Below are 18,531 nucleotides of genomic sequence, written 5' to 3' on the forward strand. Positions count from 1 at the left end.
GGCACCGGCCGGCCCGCCCCGCGCCAGGCCCCCCGCCGGCCCGCGCCCCGGCCCACGGCGGCCGGCCGGCGTCCCGCCAATCCGCGGCTGCTGCGGCAGCGGCTGTTCGTGTTCGTGGTGGTGACGCTGCTGGTCGCGCTCGGCATCGCGGCGGCGCAAGGCTGCCAGGGACCCGCCCACGGCCTCGGCGGGCCCGGAGCGACGCGGCTCGCGCACGAGCACGCGACCGGGCAGCCGTCGTCTCCCCCGTCGTCCTCGGCGGCGCATCCGCTGGGGTCCCCGACGACCGGACCGGATCAGCTCCCGGGTCGGCCCGTCGCCACCGCGTAGAAGGCGACCGCGGCCGCGGCTCCCACGTTGAGGGAGTCCACGCCGTGCGCCATGGGGATGCGGACGCGCAGGTCGGAGGCGTCCATGGCCTTGGCGGACAGTCCCGTCCCCTCGGCGCCGAGCATCAGCGCGACCCGCTCCATCCGGTGCGGGGCCGCCTCGTCCAGCGGTGTGGCCTGCTCGCCGGGGGTGAGGGCGAGGAGCGTGAAACCGGCCGCGCGGACGGCGGCGAGGCCGTCGAACCAGGGGTCGAGACGGGCGTACGGCACCGCGAAGACCGCGCCCATGGAGACCTTCACGCTGCGCCGGTAGAGCGGGTCCGCGCAGTCCGGGGAGAGCAGGACCGCGTCCATGCCGAGCGCGGCGGCCGACCGGAAGACGGCGCCGATGTTGGTGTGGTCGTTGACGGACTCCATCACCGCCACCCGGCGTGCCGTGCGCAGCACCTCGCCTGCCGCGGGCAGCGGCTTGCGGCACATCGAGGCGAGGGCTCCGCGGTGCACGTGGTAGCCGGTGACCTGTTCGGCCACGGCGGGGCTCACCACGTAGACCGGGGCCTCGGCGGCCTCGACGACGTCGCGCATGACGTCCGCCCACTTCGGGGTCAGCAGCATCGAGCGCATCCGGTACCCGGAGTCCAGGGCGCGGCGGACCACCTTCTCGCCCTCGGCGATGAACAGGCCCTCGGCGGGTTCGCGCCGGCGGCGCAGTTCCACGTCGGTCAGGCCTGTGTAGTCGTGCAGGCGCGGGTCGTCGGGGTCCTCGACGGTGATGAGTTCGGCCACGGGGTGCTGCTGCCTTGCTGTGCGGGGACGTGCTGCGGACGGCTGCGGGGGCGGCGTCGGCGGGCGTGGGGTGCGGCGGGCGCCGGTCAGGGGGCGGTGGGCGGGCCCACGGTGACGACCTCGCCGACGACGACGACCGCGGGCGGCCGGACGTCCTGGGTACGGACGGCCTCGGCGACCGTGGCGAGGGTGGCGTCCACGCGGCGCTGAGCCGCCGTGGTGCCCTCCTGGACCAGGGCGACGGGGGTGTCGGGGGACTTGCCGTGCGCGATCAGCGTCTCGGCGATCCGGCCGATCTTGTCCACGCCCATGAGGATCACCAGGGTGCCGGTGAGCCGGGCCAGGGACGTCCAGTCCACCAGGGAACGCTCGTCGTCGGGGGCCACATGGCCGCTGACCACGGTGAACTCGTGGGCCACACCCCGGTGGGTGACCGGGATGCCGGCCGCGCCCGGGACGGAGATGGAGCTGGAGATGCCGGGCACGACCGTGCAGGGGATGCCGGCCTCGGCGAGCGCCTGGACCTCCTCCATGCCCCGCCCGAAGACGAACGGGTCGCCGCCCTTGAGCCGGACCACCGACTTGCCCTGCCGGGCGTACTCGATCAGGGCGTTGTTGATGGCCTCCTGCGCCATGGAACGGCCGTAGGGGATCTTGGCCGCGTCGATCACCTCGACGTGCGGCGGGAGCTCGGCGAGCAGGTCGCGCGGGCCGAGACGGTCGGCGACGACCACGTCGGCCTCGGCCAGCAGCCGACGGCCGCGGACCGTGATCAGGTCGGGGTCTCCGGGGCCGCCGCCGACCAGGGCGACGCCGGGGGTGCGGGTGCGGTGGTGCGGGGCGACGAGGGTGCCGTCGCGCAGTCCCTCGACAACCGCGTCGCGGATGGCGGCGGTGTGCCGGGGGTCGCGGCCGCGTGCGCTGGTGGTGAGCACGGCGACGGTGACGCCCTCGCTGTGCCCGGTGGCCGGCGTCCAGGCGGTCGCGGCGTCGGCGTCGTCGGCGCGGACGCACCACACGCGGTGGCGTTCCGCCTCGGCACCGGCGCGGGCGTTGGCCTCGGGGTCGTCGGTGGCGATCAGCGCGTACCAGGCGTCGGCGAGGTCGCCGTCCTGGTAGCGGCGCCGTGTCCAGGTGATCTCGCCGGCGTCCGCCATGGCCTGGACCGACGGGGTCGTCTCCGGCGAGACCAGCACGACGTCCGCGCCGGCCGCGACGAGCGCGGGAAGCCGCCGCTGGGCGACCTGCCCGCCACCGAGGACGACCACACGGCGGCCGGTCAGACGGAGTCCTACGGGATACGCGGGGTGTTCGGCCATGAAGGACGGCTCCTGTAGCGGCTGTGCGGTGGGCCCGCTGCACCTGCGGAGCGGCCCTGACGTGCGGATTTTACGGTGCCGGCGGGCGGGCGGCACGGGCGGTCCGGAGGCTGGACACCGGGCCGGACCGCCCGCCGCGCGACGGCTACTTCTCGGCGATGCCCGCCGAGTCGAAGGTCGCCACCTCGTGCATGGCGCGTGCCGTGGACTGCACCAGCGGCAGCGCGAGCAGGGCGCCCGTGCCCTCGCCGAGGCGCAGGTCGAGGTCGACCAGCGGGCGCAGGCCGAGCTTCTTCAGCGCGGCGGTGTGCCCGGGTTCGGCGCTGCGGTGACCGGCGATGCAGGCGGCCAGGACCTCGGGGGCGATGGCGCGGGCCACCAGTGCCGCCGCGCCCGCGCTCACCCCGTCCAGGATCACCGGGGTGCGCAGCGAGGCACCGCCGAGCAGCAGGCCGGCCATCGCGGCGTGCTCCAGGCCGCCGACCGCGGCGAGCACCCCGATGGGGTCTGCCGGGTCGGGCCGGTGCAGTTCGAGCGCGCGGCGCACCACGTCGGTCTTGCGGGCCAGCGTCTCGTCGTCGATGCCGGTGCCGCGGCCGGTGACCACGGCCGGGTCGGCGCCGGTGAAGACGGAGATGAGGGCCGCGGAGGCCGTGGTGTTGGCGATGCCCATCTCGCCGGTCAGCAGCGCCTTGTTGCCGGCCGCCACCAGGTCGCGGGCGGTCTCGATGCCGACCTCGATGGCCTGCTTGGCCTCCTCGCGGGTCATCGCGGGCCCGGTCGTCATGTCGGACGTGCCGCGCCGGATCTTGCGCGGCAGCAGGCCCGGCGTGGCGGGCAGGTCGGCGGCGACGCCCACGTCGACGACGCACACCTCGGCGCCCACCTGGGTGGCGAAGGCGTTGCAGACCGCTCCCCCGCCGAGGATGTTGGCCACCATCTGCGCGGTGACCTCCTGCGGCCACGGGGTGACGCCCTGGGCGTGCACGCCGTGGTCCCCGGCGAAGACCGCCACGGCGGCGGGCTCGGGGATGGGCGGCGGGCACTGCCGGGACAGGCCGCACAGCTGCGCGGAGATGATCTCCAGCAGGCCGAGCGCGCCGGACGGCTTGGTCATCCGCTTCTGTCGCTCCCAGGCCTCGCCGAGCGCCTTGGCGTCCAGCGGGCGGATCTTCGCGACGGTCTCGGCAAGCAGGTCGTGGGGTTCCTCTCCGGGCAGGGCGCGGCGGCCGTACGTCTCCTCGTGCACCACCCAGGACAGCGGGCGGCGCTTGGACCAGCCGGCCTGCACCAGTTCGGGCTCGTCCGGGAATTCGTCGACGTACCCGACGCACAGGTAGGCGATGACCTGCAGGTGCTCGGGCAGGCCGAGGGCGCGGACCATCTCCCGCTCGTCGAAGAAGCTGACCCAGCCGACGCCGAGGCCCTCGGCGCGGGCGGCCAGCCACAGGTTCTCCACGGCGAGCGCGGCGGAGTACGGCGCCATCTGCGGCTGGGTGTGCCGGCCGAGGGTGTGGCGGCCGCCGCGGGTCGGGTCGGCGGTGACGACGATGTTGACCGGGGTTTCGAGGATGGCCTCGATCTTCAGGTCCTTGAACTGCTTCGCCCGCCCCTTGGGCAGCGACTTGGCGTAGGCCTCGCGCTGGCGCATCGCCAGCTCGTGCATCGCCCTGCGGGTCTCCTCGGAGCGGATGACGACGAAGTCCCACGGCTGGGAGTGGCCGACGCTGGGCGCGGTGTGCGCGGCCTCCAGGACCCGCAGCAGCACCTCGTGCGGGATCGGGTCGCTGCGGAAGCCGTTGCGGATGTCGCGGCGTTCGCGCATCACCTTGAGCACGGCCTCGCGCACGGCCTCGTCGTAGCCGGGCGCGGCCGGCCCGCTGGGCTGCGGCACGGACGCGGGTGCGGCGGGGGCCGCCTCCTGGGCTTCGTCGCGCATCTCGTCCTGGGCTCCGGCCCGGGTTGCGTCCGGGGTGGCCGGGGCCTGCGCCGCCTCCGAGGTGGCCGCGGCGGGCGCCGCCTCGGCACCGGGCTGCTGGACGGGTGCGACGGCGGCCGCGTCGCTGTCGCCGCCCGGGGCGGGAGCTTCCTGCGCGGGCGCCGGGTGCGCGGGAGCGGCGGGCGGCCGCGAAGCCGTGGGGGCCAGGTGCGGGGGTGCCGGCACCGAGCCCTCGACCGGCACGAACTGCCCGACGGGCATGCCGGGCCGAGGCTCGGCCGGGACGTTGCCGGGCAGCGGCGCTCCGGCGGCGGTCGCGGCGGCCGAGGAGGCGTCCGCGGGCGCGCCGGCCTGCTGCGGGTCGGGGGTCTGGGCCGGCTGGGCATCGACAGGCCGGTCCTCGGTGCCCTGCGCCTCGGCGGGCTCGGCTTCGGCGGACAGAACGTCCGACGCCTCGGCGGGCTCGGCCTCGGCAGGCTGTGCTTCGGCCGACGGGGCGTCAGAGGGCTGAGGCTCCGGCGTCTCGGCGACGGGCTCCGCATCGGCGGGCTCGGCTTCGGCAGGCTGAGCTTCGGCCGACTGTGCTTCGGCGGACGGAACGTCCGGCGCCTGGGAGGGCTGATCCTCAGTCTGCTGGGCCTCCGGTGCTTCGGCGGGCCCCGCTTCAGCCGGCTGCACCTCGGCAGGCTGAGCCTCCGGCGCCTCGGCGGCCTGGGGAGCCGGGGCGGCGGCCGGTTCGGGGGCTGCGGTCGCCTCGGTGGCAGGGGCGGCCTCCGGCTGCTGTCCGGCGGCCCGGACAGCGGGCTCCGGCCGCGGTGCCTCCTCGGCGGGGGAGGCGGGCTCCGCGGCATCCCGCGGTGCGGCGGCGCCCTCGGCGTCGCTGCCGGCCGGATTCCCGGCCTGGGCCTCCTGGCCCGCTGTCTGGACCTGATCAGCACCGGTCGCCTGGTCCGAAGCGGCGGGCTCGGCCTGATCCGGGGTCTGGTCCGGCGTGGCGGGCTGCGGTCGGGCTGCCTCGGGCCGCTGCGGCGCGGCGGGCTCGGCGGAGGGCGCCGGGGCCGGGGCGGCGGCAGTCTCCTGGGCGACCGCGGGGTCGGCAGGGGCTTCGGGAGCGGCGGCAGGCGCGGGCGCGCCGTCGGCGGCCGCCTGGGCGACAGGGGTGCCCTCGGCGGCGGGAGCGTCCTCGGCAGGGGTGGACGCGGGAGCGCCCTCGCCGGCCGGCGTCTCCTCGCCGGCGGGGGCGCCTTCGGCGACCGGGGCACCCTCAGCAGGGGCCGCGCCCTCGGCGGCCGCACCCTCAACAATGGCCGCACCCTCAACAATGGCCGCACCCTCGGCAGTGGCCGCACCCTCGGCAGTGGCCGCACCCTCGGCAGTGGCCGCGCCCTCAGCAGCCGGAGCAGCGACGGCCTCGGGGGCGGACGCGATGTCAGAAGCCTCAGCTGGGGCGGCGGCAGGGATGGGCTCGCCCTGCGGGGCCTGTGCCTGCTGCGGGTCGTGCTCGGCCGCGGGAGCCGTCTCGCCCGCCTCGGCAGCCGCCGCACTCTCAGGAGCCTGCTCCGCCCCCTGAGTCTGCGCCTCCTGGGCAGCCTGGACGGCACCCTGAGGCTGTGCGTCCTGAGGCTGTGCGTCCTGGGCCTGGCCCTCCGCGGGCTGCTCGGCGGCGCCCTCCGGCTGCGCGGCGCCCTCCGGCGCGGGATCGGTGACCTGGCCGGGCACGGCCTCGGCGGCCTCACCGGCCGAAGCCGTCGGGTCCACCTGCCCCGGGGCGTCCACCGGCGCGGCGGCGGGGACGGGGGCCTCGGCGCCCTCCGCCTGGCCGTCGGCCTGCGCGGCCTCGGCCGCCTGCCCGGCGGCAACCGCCGCCTGGACCGCCTGTCCGGGCTCCACCGTCCGGCCGGCCGGAACCGCCGGTTCGGCCACGGGAGCGGCCGGGGCGGTCTGCGCGGCCTCGGCGACCGGGACGGCCTGCGGCTGCTGTTCTCCGGCGGGGGCGGCGGCCGGCGCCTGCGAGACCTGCTCGGCCTCCGGGCCGTAGACGGCACCCGCCTGGGTCGCGAGCCGGGCCACGGCGGCCTGCGCCGGTCCGACCTGCTCGCCCGCGGCCGGCACGGACGGCGCCTCCTGCGGCGCCGCCGGAGCGGCGGCGGCCTGCCCGGCGCCCGGGTGCACGGCACCGGGACCAGCGTGCGGCACACCGTGCTGTCCGTCCGGAACAACCGTTTCCGCAGCCGGGGCCTGTGCACCGACCGCCGGCGCGGCCGCCGTGCCCGGGGCCGCGGCGGCCTGGGCACCCCAGACCGCGGCGCCCTGCGGGACCGTGCCGTGCGGGGCCGTACCCGGCACGGCCGCCTCACGCTGTGCGGCGTCCAAGTGCTCCGGGTGGTGGGCCGCCGGCCCGTAGGCGGGGCGGTACGGCGGGTTCGCCGGGCCACGGTCGGCGAGGGAGCGGACCGGGCTGGCGGAGGTGTCGGGGATCGGCGGACCGAGGTGGAGGGGGCGCCGCGGGGGCGCCACCGGGGTGCCCGCGTGCGGCGTGGCGCCCGGGTCCGGGTGCAGCACGCCGCTGAGGTCGACCGAGCCGCTGTCCCGCCCGTTCGTCTCGTGCGGGCCCGGCTGGTGCACGGCCTCGACGACCGGCTCCGGGGCCGGCGGGGGCACCTCGTTGCCCCACGCGCCCTGCTGACCCGGCAGCAGCAGGTCCTGGTCCTCGGCGGGAGACTCGGAGAGGTAGGTGTACGCGCCGTGTGCGGGAACGCCCGGCTGCTCCACCCTGCCCGCGCTCTCCGGCAGCCCCTCGCCCGGGACCTGGCCGGTGTCCGTCATGCGTACCCCTCGCCCATCGGTTAGTGCTTCTACGACCAGCTCACCGGGAACGGCGCACCGACCGCCCCGCCCCCCAGTGATGAACGAGCGTCCGTGCCCTGCGGCACGAGCGACCCGCCCGCAAAAGGCGACAAAGCCATTCAGTGGCATTGTCGCGGTCGACCGGCCGCGGTGTCAGCGTCGTCGGCCGCGCTCCGCTGTGGACTGCGCCACGTCACGCGTCCTTGCCGGTTCCGCCGTACCACACCCGCCGCACCGCGAGCGCGGTTCGGGACATTGCCGCACAAGGACGAACGAAGTCCCGGTCCGACCGGTGCGGTACGACGATCGGCCAGCCTACCCCGAGCGGTAGGACGATCCGATCACGGGGCACGGTCCGGCAGGACTCCGCTGAGCAGGAACGCGACGCTGCGTTCGGTCTCCGTCCAGGCGCGGGTGTCGAGCCGGACGGACTGCAGCAGGGCGCACTCGACCTGGTAGCCGTGCTCGGTCAGGTCGCGGCCGACGCGTTCGGCGACGTCGCGGGTGGCCGCGTGGGTGACGATGCGCTGGGGGCGCCGGTCGGCGACCGCGGAGACGACGGCGGCCGAACCGCCGCCGACGCGCACCACGTCCGGTTCGGGCAGGTTCTCCAGGATGTGCGGGGCGCGGCCGTGCACCACCTGGAGCTGCACGCCGAAGCGCCGGGCCGCTTCCTCGGTGCGGACGCAGGCCCGCAGGTCGCTGTCGACGGCGATGACGGCGGCACCGCCGAGCGCGGCCTCCGTCGCGAACGCCCCGCTGCCGCAGCCGATGTCCCACACCAGGTCACCCACCCGCGGCCCGAGGCGGGCCAGTTGGGCCGCCCGGAGCAGGTCCGTCTCCCCCTCGCCGAGGTGCCCTCCGTAGGCCTGGGCCGGCTGGGTCCAGCCGCGGGGAGCGGCGGACGGGTCGCGGCCGGCGATCCAGCCGGTGCCCTCGGCCGCGCCGGGCCGGCCGCCGACGACGATGACGACGTTGGGGTCCCGCCAGGTGTGGTCGGCGGCCTTGTCGGAGGTGACGACGGTGACCTGTTCGCGTTCGGTGCCCAGCTCCTCGCAGATGACGAAGGTGCGGTGAACACCCTCGAGCAGCAGACCGAGTTCTGCGGGTCCGGCGCCGGGCGCGGTGAGCACGGCGACCTTGGTGTGGGCGCGGCAGACGTTCACCGCGCGGCGCAGGGTGCGTTTGTGGGCGACGACCACCTGGGCGTCGTCCCAGGGCATGCCGGCGCGGGAGAAGGCGGCGGCCACCGAGGAGACGGCGGGGACGACCTCGACCTCCAGGCCGAACTCCGGTGCGCGCAGGCTCCGCACGACACCGAAGAAGCCGGGGTCGCCGTCGGCGAGCACGACGGCGGTGCCGCGGTGGGCGGCGATGCGGCGGGCGGCGAGGGCCACGCTGCCGAGACGGATCCGCTCGGCGGTGGGCGGCACCTCGGGCAGCGCCAGATGGTGGGCCGCGCCCGCCACCAGGGTGGCGGCGCCGAGCGCGCCGCGTGCCGCCTCGGTCAGCGGCGAACCGTCCCAGCCGATCACCGTGACCCGGTCGGCCATCGTCGTCAGTCTCCAGGGGATGTCGCAGGTCGTCAGGTGCGGACGCCCGCAGGCGGGCTCCGTGAGAGTACCCGGTGTCCCCGTGCGGCGCGCGCCGGGGCGCCCGTCGCACGGGCGGTGGCGTCCGCCCCGTCAGTGCCAGTCCGGGAACGGTGCGAAATCGCCGCCGGCGGCGAGGTCCCCGCCCGTGCCGTCGAGGTCCTCCGGCAGCAGGCTCCACACGATGTGGTCGGTGCGCACGTCGCTCCAGGTGCCGTCCTCGGCGCGCACATGCGCTATGCAGGCGTTGCGCAGCACGCCCTCGCTGACGCAGCCGATCTTCTGGGCGACCTGCTGGGCCGCGGTGTTCCCGGCGGCGGTGCGCAGCTCGATCCGCTCGAACTTCTGGTCGGTGAACAGCCACCGGGCGGTGGCCAGCGCCGCCTCGGAGGCGTAGCCCTCGCCGCGTGCCCAGGGGGCGACGATGTACGACAGCTCGGTGGCGCGCACCCGCCAGTCGGTCCGGGTCAGCCGGACGAGGCCGACCAGGCGCTGGGTGAGGAACTCCGTGACCGCGAGGTCGAGTCCGCGGCCCGCGGCCCGTGCGGCGGGGGCGTGCTCGGTGATCCAGCGGCGGGCCTCGTCCTCGGTGAAGGGCTGCGGGACGTCGGTCCAGGCGACGACCTGCTCGTCGTTCATCATCTCGGCGAGCGCGGAGACGTCGTCCTGCTCGAAAGGACGCAGCACCAACCGCTCCGTGCTGATGGAGATGGTGGGGAAGGTGCTCGTCATGCGCCGCTCCGTAACCTTCGGAAAATACCGTCAGGACCTGTCGAACTGCCCAGCATGCAGCATCACGGCCCCCCGGCGCACCACGGGGTCCGCTCCTGCGGCAGGGAGCGGACCTTGTGCGGTGGGCGCGGGCGTGCGGCCGGAGAAGGGGCGGGCCGGTCAGAACGCGGGGACGACCGCCCCGTCGTACTTGTCCTCGATGAACTTCTTCACCTCGGGCGAGGTGAGCAGCTCGGCGAGCTTCTTCACCCGCGGGTCGTTCTCGTTGCCCTTCTTCACGGCGAGGAAGTTGGCGTACGGGTTGCCCTGGGCGGACTCGGCGGCCAGGGCGTCCTTGGCGGGGCTGAGCTTGGCCTCCAGGGCGTAGTTGCCGTTGATCACCGCGGCGTCGACGTCGCTGAGGGAGCGCGGCAGCTGGGCCGCCTCCAGCTCCTTGAACTTCACGTCCTTGGGGTTGGAGGTGACGTCCTTGGGGGTGGCCTCGTAGCCGGCGCCGGCCTTGAGCTTGATGACGCCGTTGGCCTCGAGCAGCTTCAGGGCCCGGGCCTCGTTGGTGGTGTCGTTGGGCAGGGCGATGGTGGCGCCCTTCTTCAGGTCGCCGAGCTTCTTGAGGCTCTTGGAGTAGACGCCGAGCGGCTCCAGGTGCACGGTGCCGCCGGGGACGGGCACGATGTCGGTGCCGTTCTTCTTGTTGAAGTCGTCCAGGTACGGCTTGTGCTGGAAGTAGTTGGCGTCGACCTGGCCCTGCTGGACGGCGGTGTTGGGAGTCACGTAGTCCGTGAACTCCTTGATCTGAAGCTTGAGACCGGCCTTCTGGGCCAGGTGGTCCTTGACGTAGGTGAGGATCTCGCCCTGCGGGGTGGGGGTGGCGGCGACCGTCAGCGGGGCGTCGGCGTCCTTGCTGCCGGAGTCGGAGCCCGAGCCGCAGGCGGTGAGCCCGAGGGTGAGGGCTCCGGCGGCCAGGACGGTGGCGGTGATCTTGGCGGTGTTACGCACGAAAAGTGCCTTTCCTAGGGTGATGCGCCCCGTCAGGGGTCGACGGGGAATCCTTGGCGGGGTGGCCGGGCGGCCGCGCGGTCTCAGGCGACCTTGCTCACCTCGGTGTTCACCTCGGCGGGCCCGGGCGTGCCGGCCGCGGCCGGCTTCTCGGCCTTGAGCAGCCGCAGCTTCGGCGCCGGGCCGGAGCGGCCGCCGCGGCGGTGCAGGGAGCGGGCGGCGAAGTCGCCGGCGAACTGGATGACGGAGATGACCACGGCGAGGATCGCCACGGTGATCCACATCAGTTCGGTCTCGAAGCGCTGGTAGCCGTAACGGATGGCGATGTCGCCGAGGCCGCCGGCGCCGACCGTGCCGGCCATCGCCGAGTAGCCGATGAGGGCGACGACGGTGGTGGTGGCCGACGAGATCAGCGAGGGCAGCGCCTCGGGGACGAGGACCTTGCGCACCACGGTCCAGGTGTTGCCGCCCATGGCCTGCACGGCCTCGACGAGTCCGGCGTCGACCTCGCGCACGGCCGTCTCGACCAGGCGGGCGAAGAACGGGATGGCGCCGATGGCCAGCGGCACGATGGCGGCCTCGCGGCCGATGGTGGTGCCCGTGACCCAGCGGGTGAAGCTCATCAGGGCGACCATGAGGATGATGAACGGCATGGAGCGGGCGATGTTCACCACCTGCCCGATCACCTTGTTGGCGACGACGTTCTGCAGCAGGCCGCCCTTGTCGGTCAGCACGAGCAGGACGCCGAGCGGCAGGCCGCCGACGACGGCGATGAGCGTGGACCAGCCGACCATGTAGAGGGTGTCCCAGCACGCCTGGGACAGCAGCGGCTGCATCTCGGACCAGGTCACTTGACACCCTCCTTGACCAGCGGGCTCTTCGCCCGCGGTGCCTTCTCCGGCTCGACGACGTCGATCTGCAGGCCCTGCTCGCGCAGGAAGCCGACGGGCACGACGTTGTCCTCGTAGCGGCCGGGCAGTTCGATGCGCATCCGGCCGACCTGCAGGCCGCCGACGGTGTCGACGGCGGCGCCGAGGATGGACACGTCGACGTTGTAGGTGCGGGACAGCTGCGAGATGACGGGCTGGGTGGCGGCCTCGCCGTGGAAGGTGACGTCGATGACGGTGCGGTCCTCGGCCGAGGCCTCGCCGCCGACCGGGAACAGGGCGGCGGCCAGCTGGGAGCCGGGGGTGGCGAGCAGTTCGCTCACCGTGCCGGACTCGACGATGCGGCCCTTGTCCATGAGGGCGGCCGAGTCGCAGATCGACTTGACCACGTCCATCTCGTGCGTGATGAGCAGGACGGTGAGGCCGAGCTGCCGGTTCAGGTCGCGCAGCAGCTGCAGGATGGAGCGGGTGGTCTCCGGGTCGAGGGCGCTGGTGGCCTCGTCGGACAGCAGGACCTTGGGGTCGCCGGCCAGGGCGCGGGCGATGCCGACCCGCTGCTTCTGGCCGCCGGAGAGCTGGGCGGGGTAGGCGCGGGCCTTGTCGGCGAGGCCGACCAGGTCGAGCAGTTCCAGCGCCCGGCGGGACCGCTGCCGTCCGGACACGCCGAGGATCTCCAGCGGCAGCTCGACGTTGTCCTGGACGGTGCGCGAGGACAGCAGGTTGAAGTGCTGGAAGACCATGCCGATCCGGCTGCGCGCCCGCCGCAGTTCCTTGCCGGCCCGCGGCCCGCGCCCGGCGAGCGCGGTCAGGTCCTGTCCGGCGACGGTGACCGTGCCGGAGGTGGGGCGCTCCAGGAGATTGATGCAGCGGATGAGCGAGGACTTGCCGGCGCCGGACTGGCCGATGACGCCGTACACCTCGCCTTCGCGGACGTGCAGGTCGACGCCGTCGAGGGCGGTGACCTCGCGGCCTCGCGAGCGGTAGACCTTGGTGAGGCCCGATGTGGTGATCACGTGGGTTTCCGTCACTGTCGAGTGCGCGGCGCGTCGTGGGCGCCGGGCACGGCGTGCAGGGTCGGGTGCGAACAGAGCGCAGCACGGTGTCCGCGACGGCGCGGAAGGCGGGCGGAGACGTGCGCGTCCTGGAAGGGCTCGGCCGCGGGTGCCGGGCGGCACGGCGCGGTCCGGAGCGGGCGCTCGCTTCGGGGCGCGAGGCTCAGATGGTGCAGGGGCCCTCTAGACGGCACACATTCGACGCACAGGACACAGACAACGAGCACCGGGCGGCACGGTCGCCTCGGTCGCAGGGGTGCGGCAGCTCGTCGTGGTCATGCGATCAGTAAACCAGACCGCCGCCGCGGCCCCGGTACCGCTGTCCGTATCGTGGACAGCGGCGGACACCCGGGGACGCGGGCGGGGCGGGCAGCGGTACCGCTCTGACCAGGACCCTCGTGGCCGCGCCGGGGCACGCAGGCAGCGGCCGGAGATCCGGAACGGGCGCCCGGGCCCGCGGAATGTGTCCAACGCCACGGCCCCGACCGGGCGCCGGGGCCGTGGCGGGGGCCGGGGCGGGCGCGGTGCGGCCTTTGGGCCGTACTAGGGTCTCAGCATGCTTGATGCCCTGACGCTGGTGACCGGCGTCGCCGCGTTGCTGCTCGCCCTGTGGTGCGGCTGGGCGGCCTTCCGTGACCAGCCGACGAAGGACTGGCACTTCATCGGCATGGCCGTGGTCCTTCTGCTGGCCCTGGTCCAGCTCGTGATCGGGGTCGTGGCGCTGGCACGGGGCGACAAGCCGGACCAGGGAACGACGATCTTCGTGGCGTATCTGCTGGGCGCCTTCGCCTGCATCCCGGCGGCCGGGTTCATGTCGCTGGCCGAGCGGACGCGCTGGGGCTCGGTGACCGCCGCGGCGGGCGGGATCGTGCTGGCGGTCCTGGAAGTTAGGCTCTACGACATCTGGGGCGGTTGAGATGGCCTCCGTGCGTCAGAACACGGCGCAGGACGAGAACACGGTGCGGGACGAGCCCGCGGGCAGGCCGGCGCGCACCCGGCTGATCAGCGGGCCCGGCATGCTGCTGGTGTGGCTGTACGGCGTGATGGTGGTCGGCGCGGTGTCCCGCTCGGTGTACCAGATCGCCACCGGCTTCGACCGCGCTCCGCTCGCCTACTCGCTGTCGGCGCTCGCCGGCGTCGTGTACGGCTTCATCACCTACACGCTGGTGCGCGGCGGCGAGCGGGCCCGCAGGGCGGCGCTGGTGTGCTGCGCCGCCGAGCTGGTGGGCGTGCTGACGGTCGGGACCTGGACGCTGGTGGAGCCGTCCGCGTTCCCGGACGCGACCGTGTGGTCGGACTACGGCATGGGATACATCTTCATCCCGGTGCTGCTGCCGCTGTCGGCGCTGTACTGGCTGCGCGCCTCGCGCACGCGGCAGCCGGACGCCTCCTGAGCCGCCGGGCCCGGCGCACCGGGCCACGGCCGTCAGCTGCCACTCCGCCCGCGGACGCACGCTGCGTGCCCGCGGGCGGGGCTCACGCCGTCGCGGCGTAGCTGCCGGCCGGCTTCTCCAGGACGATCATGGGCACTCCGTCGGTGCCCTGGTCGGTGCCCACCGTCTCGTAGCCCACCCGCCGGTACAGACGCAGGTTGTTCTCGCTGCGGTGCCCGGTGTGCAGCCGGAAGCGGGTGGCGCCGTGCTTCTCGGTCAGCGCGGTCTCGACGGCGCGCAGCAGCCGGGCGCCGATGCCGTGCCCCTGCAGGCGCGGGTGGACGCACAGCTTGCCGATGACGGCGGCACCGTCCTCGCCCACGCGTCCGCGTACCGAGCCGACGACCTCCTCGCCGAGCCGGGCCACGATCACGCAGTCCCGTGCGACCTCCTCGCGCACCGAGTCCAGGGTCTGGACCAGCGGGTCGATGCGGTAGTTCCCGTACAGCGCGGCCTCGGACTGGAAGCTGAGGTACTGCAGCTTCAAGATCTGCTCCGCGTCCTGTTCGGTCGCCGCAGAGATGGTCACGCTCATGCCCATGTGCGCACGCCTCCCGCTCACCTGATCACCGGTCGTCCCTCACTCCTATCCCCGCACTTCGCGGGCCGCAACCTCCGACGACAGCAAACGTCGCAGACATCCCAGACATCGGGAACGTTCCGGACCGAGACTGCCCTGTGAGATACCCAACTCCCGTGCGATTTCCCGGTATGTGAGGTCCCGGGGCGACAGCAGCGCCTCCAGCAGACGCGGGCAGCGGCCCGGCAGCCGGCGCACCGCCCGGCGCAGGGCGTGGCGGCGGGCGGCGGCCAGGACCATCTGCTCGGGGCCGCGTTCGCCGTCGTCGGCGGGCTCCTGGCCGTAGGGGCGTTCGACGCTGACGGTGCGTCGGGTGCGGCGAGCCTCGAAGCGGACGGCCTTGCGCACCCAGCTGTGCGGGTCGCGCGGCGGACCGTCCGCCTCAAGGCGCTCCAGCAGGCGCAGCCAGACCGCCTGCTCCAGGTCGCCCGGCTCCGCTCCGGCGGCGTGCGCCTCGGCGCAGGCCTCGGCGCGGAGCAGGGGGCGCAGGGCGGCGAGCATGTCGTGCGTCATATGCGGCACGACGCCCCCGTCCCGGCCCGGGTTGCCCGGACGACCGCCGGTTCACCCCCGTGTGGGGCGAACCGAGCGGCTGGTTGACGCCGGTGCGGTGCGGCTCCGGCGGCCGGGACGCCGGGCGGTACCGGAGCCGCGTCAGGCGCCCCGGCGGGCGAGGAAGTCCTCCCGCGCGAGCAGGCCGGTGTCGGGGTTGTCGGTGAAGATGCCGTCGATGCCGGTGGCGAAGTACGCCTGGAAGAGACGGAACACGTCGCCGTAGGCGTCCGGGTCGCTCCCCTTGCGCAGGGCCGGCGGCAGGAACGGGTTCTCGTCGCGGACCGTGTACGGGTGCAGGATCAGCCCCGCGGCGTGCGCGTCACGGACCAGGGTGCTGGGCTCGGTGAGGTTGCCGTCGGCGTCCTTGGGGATGATCAGGTCCACGGTCGGGCCGATGCCCTGGGCGTAGCCGGCGATCTCCTTCAGTCCGGCGGGGGTGACGAGGTCGTCGACGGTGCGCGGGTCACCGGTGGCGACGAAGTCGTAGGGGCGGGTGCCGGCGGCGTCCAGCAGCACGACGAGCGGGTTGCCCACGAGCCTGCGCATCCGCTGGATGGCGGTCGGCTCGAAGGACTGCAGGATCACCGGCGAGTTCTTCTTGTCCTTGCCGTGCCGGCGCAGCACGGCAGCCACCTGCTTCTCCAGGTCGATGCCCTGGGCGCGGAAGTAGGTCGGGTGCTTCAGCTCCGGGTAGATCCACACCTGCCGGCCCCGCGTGCGGGTCTGCTCGTCCTGCCACGCCAGGACCTCTTCGAAGGTGGGGATCTCCCAGCGGCCGTTGTAGAGGGTGTTGTGCGGGCGGTTGCCGGGGACGCGTTCGACGGCGCGCAGGGTCTTCAGTTCGTCGAGGGTGAAGTCCTCGGTGAACCAGCCGGTGGTGGGCACCCCGTCGAGGTTCTTGGTGGTCTTCCGGTCGGCGAACTCGGGGTGGTCGGCGACGTCCGTGGTGCCGCCGATCTCCGGCTCGTGCCGGCACACCAGGTGGCCGTCCTTGGTGGGCACCAGGTCGCCGGCCTCGACGATGTGGGCGCCCATGTCCAGGGCGAGCTGGTAGGAGCCGAAGGTGTGCTCGGGCCGGTAGCCGCTGGCGCCGCGGTGGCCGATGACCGTCGGGACGGGCAGGCTCGCCAGCCCGCCGCCCCGGTGGCCGGCCGCGCTCTCCCGGCCGGCGGCCGCGGCCGTGCCGGGCACGCCGAGGACGGCGGCGGAGGCCCCGAGCACCGCGGCGCCCAGCAGCGCCCGGCGCCCCGTCGCGCCGGATCCGCGGCCGGCCCGTCCTGTCACCCTGTCACCGCCGGCCTCGTGCGTCCCGGTGTGCTCCTGCGGCTGCTGCGCTGCCATGACCGCCTCCTGCCACTCGTGTCGTCCGTGCGGGGCGATCGTAGGTGCGTGGGCATGACATCCGGGAGACAGCGCGCCGAACAGCAGGCCGCGTGCCGGTGTCGCACGGACGGCAGCCCGCCGCCGCGGACGGGCGCGGCCAGGACGGGGGACGGCACGTAATCTCCGTCACAGCGCCGGAACGGTCCGGCATCGTAGGACGGTGTCGATGCGCAGGTGAGCGCACGTCAACCGTGAGTGAGAGCCGGTGCGCCCGACGTGCACGAAGGCCCGTGCCCCGAGTATCGTCCTCACCTGCACAGACTCATAAGGAATCCTGGACACCGGAGGGCCAGTTGTCCCGCTTCGCGCTCCTGAAGGCAGTACTCGGCCCGGTCCTGCGCCTGATGTTCCGGCCTCGGGTGGAGGGCGCGGAGCACATCCCCGGTGACGGTCCGGTCATCCTGGCCGGCAACCATCTGACGTTCATCGACTCGATGATCCTGCCGCTGGTCTGCGACCGTCAGGTCTTCTTCATCGGCAAGGACGAGTACGTCACCGGCAAGGGGCTCAAGGGCCGGCTGATGGCATGGTTCTTCACCGGCGTCGGCATGATCCCGGTCGACCGCGACGGCGGCAAGGGCGGTGTGGCGGCGCTGATGACGGGCCGCCGGATCCTGGAGGAGGGCAAGGTCTTCGGCATCTACCCCGAGGGCACCCGCTCCCCCGACGGCCGCCTGTACCGGGGCCGCACCGGCATCGCGCGGCTGACGCTGATGACCGGCGCCCCGGTGGTGCCGTTCGCCATGATCGGCACGGACAAGATCCAGCCGGGCGGTGCGGGCATGCCGCGGCCGTGCCAGGTCACCGTCCGCTTCGGCAAGCCCATGGAGTTCTCCCGCTACGAGGGCATGGACCGCGACCGCTATGTGCTGCGGGCCGTGACCGACTCGGTGATGGCGGAGGTCATGCGGCTGTCCGGCCAGGAGTACGTGGACATGTACGCCACCAAGGCCAAGGCTGCCTGAGGTCTTCCCGGTCCGGGCCGGGCCGGCTGTCGATCGTGGTCCCGTCCGGGGCGTGCGCGTCGCGGACGGGACCACACGTGCACCGGGACGAGGATCCGTACGGAACGCGGGGCCGGCGCGTGCGGGTCAGTGCCAGGGCAGCTGTCCGCGCCGCGCCCAGTAGTCGCGGGGGTCCTCGGCGAGACGGGCGAGACGGTCGAGCCGGTCGTCGTCCAGGGCAACGGCGGCGGCGCTCAGATTGGACGTCAGCTGGGGGACGGTCGCCGCACCGGAGAGGACGACCCCGGCCCACGGGCGGCTGAGGATCAGCGCCAGCGCGACCGCGTCGCAGCTGTGGCCGGTCTCCCGGGCGACGGCCCGGAGGGCCTCGGGCGCGTGCGGCCCGGCCAGGTGCCCGTTGGCCATGCCCTCCTTGACGATCACGGTGAGCCCGGCGTCGTGCGCCTCGGCGAGCGCGTCGCCCGCGGAGGTCTCCAGGGCGTTGTAGGTGGACTGCACGGTGCGGAACAGCGGCGCGCCGTCCACGGTGACCTCCAGGGCGGCGCGGATCGCGTCGGCCTGGGCGGGACCACTGGTGGAGAAACCGATGGTGAGACCCTGTCCGGCCGCCTCGGCGAGGCGGGCGTGCAGCGCCCGGTCGGTCAGGGCCGGGCTGTCCGGGGTCACCGAGTGGATCTGGTACAGGTCGAGCCGGTCGCCGAGCAGGGCGGCGGTCTCGGCGCGCTGCCGCTCGTAGGTGGCCAGGCTGTGGTCCTTGACCTCGTGCCGTTCGGCGTCGGTGGTCCAGTTCGCGGTGTAGGTGTAGCCCCACTTGCTGCCGATCACCACGTCGTCGTACTCGGGGCGGGCGCGCAGCCAGTCGGCGAGGAACTCCTCGGCGCGGCCGTAGGAGCGGGCCGCGTCGATGTAGCGGACGCCCTGCGCGTAGGCGGCGTCCAGCAGCTCGTGGGTGCGGGCGCGCAGGGCGTCGACGGTGCGCTCGGCCGGAAGGTCACGGTCCCGGCCGAGGTTGATGTATCCGGGGCGCCCGACGGCGGCGAGGCCGAGTCCGAGTCGGCTGGTGGGGGTGGCGGCTGCGGCGAGTCGGGCGAAGGGCATGGCGGGCTCCGTTCGGTTCACACGTGTGCCCCACGGTA

General features: G+C 74.3%; 15 protein-coding genes and 1 pseudogene. 4 read left to right on the forward strand and 12 right to left on the reverse strand.

Features of this window, described 5'->3' with window-relative positions:
* Positions 1-330, forward strand: a pseudogene (locus IE286_RS27330) (hypothetical protein); the annotation flags it as partial.
* Here the strand turns inward: IE286_RS27330 and IE286_RS21120 are convergent.
* The 8 genes from IE286_RS21120 to IE286_RS21155 form a co-directional block, all read right to left on the reverse strand.
* Positions 297-1,115 (reverse strand): TrmH family RNA methyltransferase, encoded by an 819-nt coding sequence (locus IE286_RS21120; protein ID WP_189798339.1) that lies wholly within the window; start codon positions 1,113-1,115, stop codon positions 297-299. The pseudogene IE286_RS27330 and the gene IE286_RS21120 overlap by 34 nt on opposite strands.
* 86 nt (positions 1,116-1,201) lie before the next feature.
* Positions 1,202-2,434 carry a uroporphyrinogen-III C-methyltransferase gene (gene cobA / locus IE286_RS21125; RefSeq protein ID WP_189798340.1) on the reverse strand — a complete coding sequence of 411 codons (1,233 nt, stop codon included), beginning with the start codon at positions 2,432-2,434 and terminating at the stop codon, positions 1,202-1,204.
* 145 nt (positions 2,435-2,579) lie between these two features.
* On the reverse strand, positions 2,580-7,199 hold the full coding sequence (gene cobT, locus IE286_RS21130; RefSeq protein WP_189798341.1) for a nicotinate-nucleotide--dimethylbenzimidazole phosphoribosyltransferase: 4,620 nt from the start codon (positions 7,197-7,199) through the stop codon (positions 2,580-2,582).
* A 362-nt stretch (positions 7,200-7,561) separates the two neighbouring features.
* Entirely contained in the window at positions 7,562-8,773 is a 1,212-nt protein-coding gene (gene cbiE / locus IE286_RS21135) for a precorrin-6y C5,15-methyltransferase (decarboxylating) subunit CbiE (RefSeq protein WP_189798342.1), read from the reverse strand.
* A gap of 132 nt (positions 8,774-8,905) precedes the next feature.
* Positions 8,906-9,544 (reverse strand): GNAT family N-acetyltransferase, encoded by a 639-nt coding sequence (locus IE286_RS21140; RefSeq protein ID WP_189798343.1) that lies wholly within the window; start codon positions 9,542-9,544, stop codon positions 8,906-8,908.
* Positions 9,545-9,703: 159 nt separating this feature from the next.
* Positions 9,704-10,540: a MetQ/NlpA family ABC transporter substrate-binding protein gene (locus IE286_RS21145; protein WP_189798344.1), complete on the reverse strand. Its 837-nt coding sequence runs from the start codon at positions 10,538-10,540 to the stop codon at positions 9,704-9,706.
* A gap of 83 nt (positions 10,541-10,623) precedes the next feature.
* A complete protein-coding gene (locus IE286_RS21150; RefSeq protein ID WP_189798345.1) occupies positions 10,624-11,391 on the reverse strand; it encodes a methionine ABC transporter permease in 768 nt (255 codons plus the stop codon).
* Complete coding sequence (locus IE286_RS21155) at positions 11,388-12,440, reverse strand: methionine ABC transporter ATP-binding protein (RefSeq protein WP_189798346.1); 1,053 nt, start codon at positions 12,438-12,440, stop codon at positions 11,388-11,390. Before IE286_RS21155 ends, IE286_RS21150 begins: the two co-directional genes overlap by 4 nt.
* Before the next feature lie 595 nt (positions 12,441-13,035).
* Between IE286_RS21155 and IE286_RS21160 the strand changes: the two genes are divergently transcribed.
* Both IE286_RS21160 and IE286_RS21165 read left to right on the forward strand, forming a co-directional pair.
* On the forward strand, positions 13,036-13,395 hold the full coding sequence (locus IE286_RS21160) for a hypothetical protein (protein WP_189798347.1): 360 nt from the start codon (positions 13,036-13,038) through the stop codon (positions 13,393-13,395).
* 100 nt (positions 13,396-13,495) lie between these two features.
* On the forward strand, positions 13,496-13,873 hold the full coding sequence (locus IE286_RS21165) for a hypothetical protein (protein WP_189798399.1): 378 nt from the start codon (positions 13,496-13,498) through the stop codon (positions 13,871-13,873).
* A gap of 82 nt (positions 13,874-13,955) precedes the next feature.
* Here IE286_RS21165 and IE286_RS21170 read toward each other — a convergent pair whose 3' ends face one another.
* The 3 genes from IE286_RS21170 to IE286_RS21180 form a co-directional block, all read right to left on the reverse strand.
* The gene (locus IE286_RS21170) at positions 13,956-14,453 is read right to left on the reverse strand and encodes a GNAT family N-acetyltransferase (protein WP_189798348.1); all 498 of its coding nucleotides are present in this window, start codon (positions 14,451-14,453) and stop codon (positions 13,956-13,958) included.
* Positions 14,454-14,498: 45 nt separating this feature from the next.
* On the reverse strand, positions 14,499-15,005 hold the full coding sequence (locus IE286_RS21175; protein ID WP_189798349.1) for an RNA polymerase sigma factor: 507 nt from the start codon (positions 15,003-15,005) through the stop codon (positions 14,499-14,501).
* A 141-nt stretch (positions 15,006-15,146) separates the two neighbouring features.
* The gene (locus IE286_RS21180) at positions 15,147-16,388 is read right to left on the reverse strand and encodes a glycerophosphodiester phosphodiesterase (protein ID WP_189798350.1); all 1,242 of its coding nucleotides are present in this window, start codon (positions 16,386-16,388) and stop codon (positions 15,147-15,149) included.
* 335 nt (positions 16,389-16,723) lie between these two features.
* Between IE286_RS21180 and IE286_RS21185 the strand changes: the two genes are divergently transcribed.
* Positions 16,724-17,395: a lysophospholipid acyltransferase family protein gene (locus IE286_RS21185; protein ID WP_189798351.1), complete on the forward strand. Its 672-nt coding sequence runs from the start codon at positions 16,724-16,726 to the stop codon at positions 17,393-17,395.
* A gap of 126 nt (positions 17,396-17,521) precedes the next feature.
* Here IE286_RS21185 and IE286_RS21190 read toward each other — a convergent pair whose 3' ends face one another.
* Complete coding sequence (locus tag IE286_RS21190) at positions 17,522-18,493, reverse strand: aldo/keto reductase (protein WP_189798352.1); 972 nt, start codon at positions 18,491-18,493, stop codon at positions 17,522-17,524.
* Between the last annotated feature and the right edge of the window lie 38 nt (positions 18,494-18,531).

It is taken from the genome of Streptomyces thermodiastaticus, assembly GCF_014656135.1.
In the GTDB taxonomy this organism is placed as follows: Bacteria; Actinomycetota; Actinomycetes; order Streptomycetales; family Streptomycetaceae; genus Streptomyces; species Streptomyces thermodiastaticus.